Source organism: Aeromonas sp. 602658 (assembly GCF_049173005.1).
In the GTDB taxonomy this organism is placed as follows: domain Bacteria; phylum Pseudomonadota; class Gammaproteobacteria; order Enterobacterales; family Aeromonadaceae; genus Aeromonas; species Aeromonas veronii_A.
Window position 1 is genome coordinate 72,151 of record NZ_JAAKRF010000016.1, and the last position, 7,636, is coordinate 79,786.

At 59.2% G+C, this 7,636-nt stretch carries 7 protein-coding genes; all 7 read left to right on the forward strand.

What is annotated here, in order from left to right; all coding sequences use genetic code 11:
• The first annotated feature begins 102 nt into the window (after positions 1 to 102).
• A complete protein-coding gene (locus G5253_RS12945) occupies positions 103 to 1,464 on the forward strand; it encodes an MATE family efflux transporter (protein WP_150996553.1) in 1,362 nt (453 codons plus the stop codon).
• Entirely contained in the window at positions 1,461 to 2,072 is a 612-nt protein-coding gene (locus G5253_RS12950) for a hypothetical protein (RefSeq protein ID WP_266135119.1), read from the forward strand. The genes G5253_RS12945 and G5253_RS12950 overlap by 4 nt, the downstream gene beginning before the upstream one ends.
• Before the next feature lie 276 nt (positions 2,073 to 2,348).
• Complete coding sequence (locus tag G5253_RS12955; protein ID WP_005337763.1) at positions 2,349 to 2,564, forward strand: YdcH family protein; 216 nt, start codon at positions 2,349 to 2,351, stop codon at positions 2,562 to 2,564.
• 162 nt (positions 2,565 to 2,726) lie between these two features.
• Positions 2,727 to 3,920 (forward strand): sugar ABC transporter substrate-binding protein, encoded by a 1,194-nt coding sequence (locus G5253_RS12960; RefSeq protein WP_266135120.1) that lies wholly within the window; start codon positions 2,727 to 2,729, stop codon positions 3,918 to 3,920.
• Positions 3,917 to 6,055 carry a sensor domain-containing diguanylate cyclase gene (locus G5253_RS12965; protein WP_266135121.1) on the forward strand — a complete coding sequence of 713 codons (2,139 nt, stop codon included), beginning with the start codon at positions 3,917 to 3,919 and terminating at the stop codon, positions 6,053 to 6,055. The genes G5253_RS12960 and G5253_RS12965 overlap by 4 nt, the downstream gene beginning before the upstream one ends.
• Positions 6,056 to 6,193: 138 nt before the next feature.
• A complete protein-coding gene (locus G5253_RS12970) occupies positions 6,194 to 6,853 on the forward strand; it encodes a YceH family protein (RefSeq protein ID WP_266135122.1) in 660 nt (219 codons plus the stop codon).
• A gap of 84 nt (positions 6,854 to 6,937) precedes the next feature.
• Positions 6,938 to 7,495, forward strand: coding sequence for a HutD family protein (locus G5253_RS12975; RefSeq protein WP_266135123.1), 558 nt, complete (start codon positions 6,938 to 6,940; stop codon positions 7,493 to 7,495).
• Positions 7,496 to 7,636 lie beyond the last annotated feature (141 nt).

The following is a 7,636-nucleotide window of genomic DNA, read 5'->3' on the forward strand; positions in this document are numbered from 1 at the left end:
GGCCGGTGCAATCCTGCACAAGGATTGCACCGGCCTTGGCCTTGGTGTTAAATGCGCCCCCAGAGGGCACTCCCCCGTGCCCTCCCAGCTGTTGGACATGCCATGCAATCTCAATCCCACGCAGGCCCGGGCACGCTATTTGCGCTGACCTGGCCGCTCTTTATCGATCTCGCCCTGCACTTTCTGACCGGCGCCCTCAATACCTTCATGGTGGGTCATGTCTCCTATCAGGGAGTGGCGGCGCTGGCGGTCGGCAATCAGGTGTTCGATCTCGCCATCACATTGTTCAGCTTCGTCAGTATCGGTACCAGCGTGGTGATCACCCAGTATCTGGGGGCGGGCGATCGGGAGAAGAGTCGGGTGGTGATCCACACCGCCATCGGCTTCAACCTGCTGATCGGTCTGGTGGCCGCCATCGGCGTGATGGCAGGCGCCAGCACCATGCTGGCGCTGATGAACCTGCCTGCCAACCTGATGAGCGACGGGACGCTTTACTTGCAGATCATCGGTCTCTGCCTGTTACCGGAAGCGGCAGCCCTCTGTCTGGCAGCCACCCTGCGCGCTCACGGCCACACCCGCCAGGCGATGTATGTTACCCTGATCGTCAACCTCATCACCTTCGTCGGCAACCTGCTGCTGCTCTACGGCTGGTTCGGCTTGCCCCAGCTGGGGGTCGCCGGTGTCGCCATCAGCACGGTCGCGGGCCGACTGGTCGGCGTGGTGCTGCTGGTGTGGCTGGTATCACGCAAGACCGGCATTCGACTGGTGGTGCGCGATATCGTCCACCCCAGCCGGGAGATGCTGGGCAAGGTGCTCCATATCGGCCTGCCGGCGGCAGGGGAGAACCTCTCCTGGATGCTGCAGTTTATGGTGGTGACAGCCTTTGTCGGACTGCTGGGAGACAAGGCGCTGGCAACCCAGTCCTACTTCTTCCAGATCTGCCTGTTTATCCTGCTGTTTGGCCTCTCCATCGGCCTTGGCAACGAGATCATCATCGGCCATCTGGCGGGAGCAAGACAGTTCGATCGCGCCTATCAGCAGCTGCTCAAAAGCCTCAAGCTGGGGCTGGCGGTCACCTGCGTCATCGCCGTGGCGGCGGCCCTCAATGGCCGCACCATCATCAGCCTCTTTACCGATGATGCCGACATCATCACCCAGGTGGCGCAACTGTTTCTTATCAGCCTTATCCTCGAGCCCGGCCGCACCTTCAATCTGGTGGTGATCAACGCCCTGCGGGCCACCGGGGATGCCCGTTTCCCCCTCTACATGGCGTTGCTCTCCATGTGGGGAATTGCCGTGCCACTCTCCTATTTCCTCGGTATCATGCAGGGTTATGGACTGGTCGGTATCTGGCTGGCGCTGGCCTGCGACGAGTGGGTGCGCGGTCTGGCCATGTTCTGGCGCTGGCGCAGTCGTCGCTGGCAAAACAAAATTCTTGTTGAAACAAAAGCGGAATCACAATGAAGAAGATAGGACTCTTGCTGGCTGCCATCCTGCTCAGCCCCCTGGCCATGGCGCAAACTGCCCCTGCCGCTCCCAAGGCTCAAGCCACCCAGACCTGGTATGTGGCCCCCATCGCCATCGATGAAACCAGCGAAGCCCAGAAGGCGCTGACCAAGGATTTCATGGCCCAGATGATCAAGACCATCAAGATCAACGAGTACCAGACCGGCAAGGCGGTGGGCAACACCAAGAAGCCCAAGTGGCTGATCCGCACCAAGCTGATCCCCGCCAGCAACGAACCACTGGTCGGCAAGAAGCACGCACAGGGTCTCACCTACGGCAAGGGCAACCCGACCCAGGAGATTGTTGGCGAGCTGCTGATGAATGGCACCCTGGTGGCTCACATCGGCCAGGGCTGGCGCGAGCCTATCGTCCCGGGCACGCCGGTGGCAGACAAGCTCTCCATCGCCAACTATCGATACGCCATCGGGGATCAGGCCAAGTCGGCGGATCTGGAGGAGCTGGCCGCCCAGATTGGCTTTGAAGCGGGCAAGGTGATCCATCGCGACGGCAAGCCGCTGCCCGAGAAGAAAAAGAAAAAAGAGCAGGCGGACGAAGAGAACGAGTAATGTTGCCTGCATCCATAAACAGGGGCCACTCGGCCCCTTTTTTGATCCTGCACCCTCACGCCAACACTGCCCCTGTTGTGACTTGTCGCACAGTTTGGCTCACCATTCAGATTGATAAATCACTTATCTTGTTTTGATTCAACAAGTTATAAATATCCCGCCGAATACTCCAAATCATTGCCCCCAAATCCGATCAGGATCACATTTATCCCCGGCACTAAGGGGTAGCTTTGGTCTTACAGGCACAATCAAACGAAACCAAGGAGGCTCCATTACATGTTCCCAGAGTACAGAGAACTCATCTCGAAACTGAAGAGCAGTGATGTCCATTTCCAGAAGAAGTTTGACTTGCACAACGACCTGGATGCGGAGATTAGAAAGTTGGAAAAGCATCACGCCAGCGACTATAGCGCCGAGGTGAGAGATCTGAAAAAACAGAAACTCAAACTGAAAGAGGAGATATACGACATCCTCAAACAACATCCACAATAGATGCCTCGAAGAATATGCGGATAAGCAATTTATCCCCCAGCCCGGCCCACGCGCCGGGCTTTTTGTTTTTTCAGTCAATTAGTTGACACCCGAGCCTACCGATCTTGCCGGTAGTTTGTTACATTTTTCCCTTGGAATTCAGGGAATAACGGTGATGATAACATGAGCAGAAAACGATCTTTTTATCATCTCTTGCTGCTTTGCCTGTTTGCATTGAGCCACCCCCTGCAGGCTCAGGAGCCTGAACTGGAGCTGTGGCACTCCCAGCAGGCCGGTTACGTGATCGACGACGTGATCGCCCGCTTCAATCAGGAGGGGAACCACAGAGTGCGGGTCACCCAGATTGAGCCGGGCAAGATCAAGGCGGATCTCCTGCTGGCAGCTCAGGCCAGGGGGCTGCCCGATCTGATGCTGATCCCCTCCGATTTTATCGGCCTCTATCGCCAGATGACCCTCGCTCCCCTCCCGGCCGAGTGGTTTTCCCCCGCGATGATGGCCAGCGCCTTGCGTTATGTCACCCTGGATCGGCAACGCTGGGGCATGCCCATGATACAGGGCAACCATCTGATGCTGTTTTACAACAAGGCGCTGGTCTCGACTCCTGTGACCCAATGGCAGCAACTGACAGCTATCACCCCGGCCCTCAAGGCCAAGGGGGTCTACCCCGTCAGCTGGCCCTATCACGACATGTACTACTTCGCCGCCTTTTTACACACCTTTGGCGGCTCGCCGGTGACCGAAGGGCGCATCACCCTCGACAACCCGGCCATGGTGCAGGCGCTGGAGGCCTATCGCACCGTCGCCAGCGAACAGTGGGTCGATCCCGAGTGCGACTATGACACCGCTCTCGCCCGCTTCAATGAGGGCAAGAGCGCCTACCTCATCAATGGGGACTGGGCGTTCAATGACCTGGTGAAAAACATGGGTGAACGGCTTGGGGTGGCCCTGCTGCCTCACTGGGAAGAGCGCCCGATGCACTCCATGAGCGGAGCCTACGTTCTCAGTGTTTCTCGTTGGGCAATGGCAGATGAAGAGCGGCAGGCCGTCATCAAAGCCCTGATGGCCTTCATCCAGCGGGACGATAATCAGCAATTGATCTATCGGCAGGGAGCGCTGTTGCCAATCAATCAGCGGGCTTTTGCCGCCATCAACCAACACCCCGCCCCGCACGAAAAGATGCTGCTGGAACAGTTTACCCTCAGTACTCCCATGCCTTCCGACAGCGCCATGTCCATTGTCTGGCAGGCGATGGACAAGGGGTTCGAGCGTTTCAAGGAGGGAAGCAGTGCTGCTGATGCGGCCCGTTACATGCAGCAACTGGCTGATCAGCAATACCGGCAGGTCAAGTCAAAATGAGCCACCGTACCTTTCGTCTCGGCCCCACGCTCATCGTCATCCTGTTCACCGTAGCCCTGCTGCCTGCGCTGCTGGTGAGCGGCATATTGCTGGCTCGTCAGCACCAGATCATTGCCCAGAGCGAACAATCCCAGCTGGAACGGGCCCTCACCAGCATGACCCGTGAGGCTCGCTTTCGCAGCGAGCTGATCGGCACCCAGCTTCAGCAACTCAGCAACGACCGGGTGCTCAATCAGGCACTCGAGAATTTTCTCTTCTCCAGTCATGCCCGGCTGGCGCTGGCTACCTTCATCAAGTCCAACAGTTTACTGACCTCGGCCTACCTGATCGATGATCAGGGTCGGGTAGTGGAGTACATCAACGGCCGGGCCTCCCACCTTGAATCGAGCAACCTGATGCCACAGCTGATGGCCTGGAGCAAGACGCGGGAAGCCAAACAGGGTAAACATCTGCTGATGCCTGTGGATGATCCCCTGCTGATCGGCGATATGGAGCAGGACCGCAGCGACGGACTGGCGCTGGTGGCCCCCATCTATCGCAATCACCAGCGTGCTGGCGTGATGCAGACCCCTTCCGGCTTCGTGATGGCTATCCTCCCCTGGCGACAGATGGCCCAGCTGCTGGAACCCTATCTCAAGGGGAGCGAGTATCTGGTCATTTCACAAGGAGATACCCCTCTCTACGAGGGCTCACATGACAACACCAGAGACATGGATGACCGGGTCCCCAGCCAGATGGCGCAGCTCTTGACCATCGGCTGGCCACAACTTGCAGAGATGATTACCCCCACCATCACCCTCTACAGCTACAGCGATGACAGGGTTAGCGAGCTGAACAAATCCCAGCAGCTGCTCACCATCAGCATCGCCGTCATGTTGCTGCTGGTGGCCATCGGCTGTGTCTGGCTTACCCGCTGGCTCACCCGACCGCTGCGCTCGCTGGCCGCGCTGGTGCGCAGCTATGGCAAGGGCAACTACCAGCAACGGCAGGCACCGCTGCGCTTTGTGGAGTACGACGAGGTACGCCAACTGCTGCAGGAGATGGCCTACACCATCTCGGCCCAGGTGCGGGCACTCTATCAACAGAACGAACAACTGCAGCAGGCCAACAGCGAGAAAGAGGCCTTCAACCAGCGGCTGCTCGGCTTCAATGACGAGCTGGAGCAAGAGGTGGCATCCCAAACGACCGCCCTGCGTTCGGCCCTGAGCCGGGAGGAGCGCAGCCGCCATGTGCTGCAATCCTGGCTGCAGTTCGGTCTGCACCAGCAGCTGGATGTGGATATCGCCGAGCTGGCTAGCTCCGCCCTGTTGCAGCTCTCCCAGCTCTATCCCGGTCACCGCTGGGGGCTGGTGATCCGCCGCGATGGCCAGCCCCACTACTCCCTGACCCAGGGGGTCGATGCTCCCTTGCGGGATGCCCTGCAGGAGAAGCTGACCCAACTGATGGATGAGGAGGTCAAACACTCCGAATGCCAGTGGGATAACGCACTCTGGAAGATCATGACCCTGCCCGGCAGCCAGAGTGGCGTGCTGTTTGGCTATCTGATGGTGAGCGCCGAAGGGCTGGAGTCGGAGGACAGGGCTATCTTGCGGCTGTTTGCCAAGCAACTGGCAGTGGGCATCGAGGGGCGACTCTTTACCGATGAACTGGCACGGGTCGCCCGCACCGACAACCTCACCGGCCTGCCCAACCGCCAGGCGTTCGAAGAGATGTTCCATCACTATCAGGCTGTGCTGGCGCGCCATCCGGAGCGTCACCTCGCCCTCTTCATGCTCGACCTAAACGGCCTCAAGCGCACCAACGACCAGTATGGGCACGAAGCGGGCGACGCCCTGCTGATCCAGATGGCACGACTACTGCGCACGCTGTGCCGACAGAATGAGAGCATATTCAGAATGGGAGGAGACGAATTCGTGCTGCTGGCAGAGGCGGATCACCTCGCCTGCCAGCAGCTGGCAGGCAGGTTGGAAGCAAGCCAGCAGCACGCCATCGTGCAACATGGGGAGCATAGCTTCCCGCTGCGTTTTGCCATCGGCTGGAGCAGCAGCGACCAGACCCCGCTGGCGGAGCTGAGCCGGGTGGCGGATGACGCCATGTATGCCGACAAGGCGCGCTTCTATCAGGGGCAGCGCTAAAAGCGGAGACCTCTGGCGTTGGCGAGCCTTTCGCCAACGCCCTGATCAGCTCGCAAAAATGGCGCGCAACGCTAGACGCGGCGCGGACCATGACTAAGATAGGGGCTCTTGATGTCTCGATTTGGAAGGGAGTAGGAAATGGAGTTAGTACTTGGCCCACTGGAAGCCCGCGTCATCGGCTGTCTGATTGAAAAAGAGATCTGCACCCCGGATCAATATCCCCTCTCCCTTAATGCACTGGTCAACGCCTGCAACCAGAAGAGCAACCGCGAGCCGGTGCTGGAGCTCTCCGAGCTCGATATCCGCGCCGTGGTGGACGAGCTGATCCGCAAGCGGCTGGTGGTCAACACTGCAGGCTTCAACGCCCGGGTGCCCCGCTATCAGCACAGATTCTGTAACACCGAATTTGGCGAGCTGAAATTCAGTGCCCAGGAGCTCGGCATCGTCTGCGAACTGCTGCTGCGCGGCCCGCAAACCCCGGGGGAGCTGCGCTCGCGCACCAACCGCCTCTGCAGCTTCGATGATGTCACCGAAGTGGATGCGGTGCTGACCCAGCTCATCGAGCGTGGCCCCTACGTGGTCAAGCTGCCACGCGAGCCGGGCAAGCGCGAATCCCGCTACGCCCACCTGTTTAGCGGCGAAGTGGATATTCAGGCGATGATGGATGCTGCCCCTGCGGCTGCCTATGCCTCCCCTACCGCCGACCGCCTGAGCGAGCTGGAGCAGGAGGTGAGCGATCTCAAGAGCCGTCTCGCCGCCATGGAAGCGCGGCTGGCCGCACTGGATGGTCAGGGCTGATCGCCTTTACCATCGCCAATCTCTATCAGGGAGCCGGGGTTGATGTCCCCGGCTCCCTGCGTTTTTTATCGTGAGGAAGTGCCCGTGATCACCCTGATTAAAGAGTCTGACCACCAGAAGATGCCCTGGAAAAACCAGCAGGGCACAACCAGCCAGATCCTCATCTCCCCCAAGGGGAGCAGCCTTGCCAAACTCGACTTTGACTATCGACTGAGCTCGGCCCCCATCAAGAGCGCGGGCCCCTTCTCCCCCTTTCCCGGCTATCAGCGCATTTTGCTGCCGGTAAGCGGGGCTGGCTTTGTGCTCAACGGCCACCCCTACGCCACCTTCGAGGCGGCGCACTTTAGCGGCGACGAGGAGACCCACTGCGAGTTGCTGAAAAAAGATGTGACCGATCTGGGGCTTATCTACCATCCGGCTCGCATCAGCGCCAACGTGCGGGTGCTGAACCTCCCCTTCCCGCTGACCCTGACCCTCGAGCCAGGGAAGACCTACCTCTGTCACCTGCTGAGCGGCCAGCTGACCGTGCAGGGCAAAGAGGTGGCCATCAACGAGACGCTGGTGGTGACCGGTGAAGAGAGCATTCACTTCGAATGCCAGAAGAAGACCACCATCGCCTTCTTTACCCTGCAGGCCAAATAACGCGAAAGTCGGCTGTGCGCAGTCATGCCACGCCACAACAAGTGACTGTCTAGTCCTGAAATAGGTTTACACATTTTCAACTAGCATTTTTCTACTCAGAACCCTCTATGTACCGCATCGGGGGTTCTGTATTTCAACGCA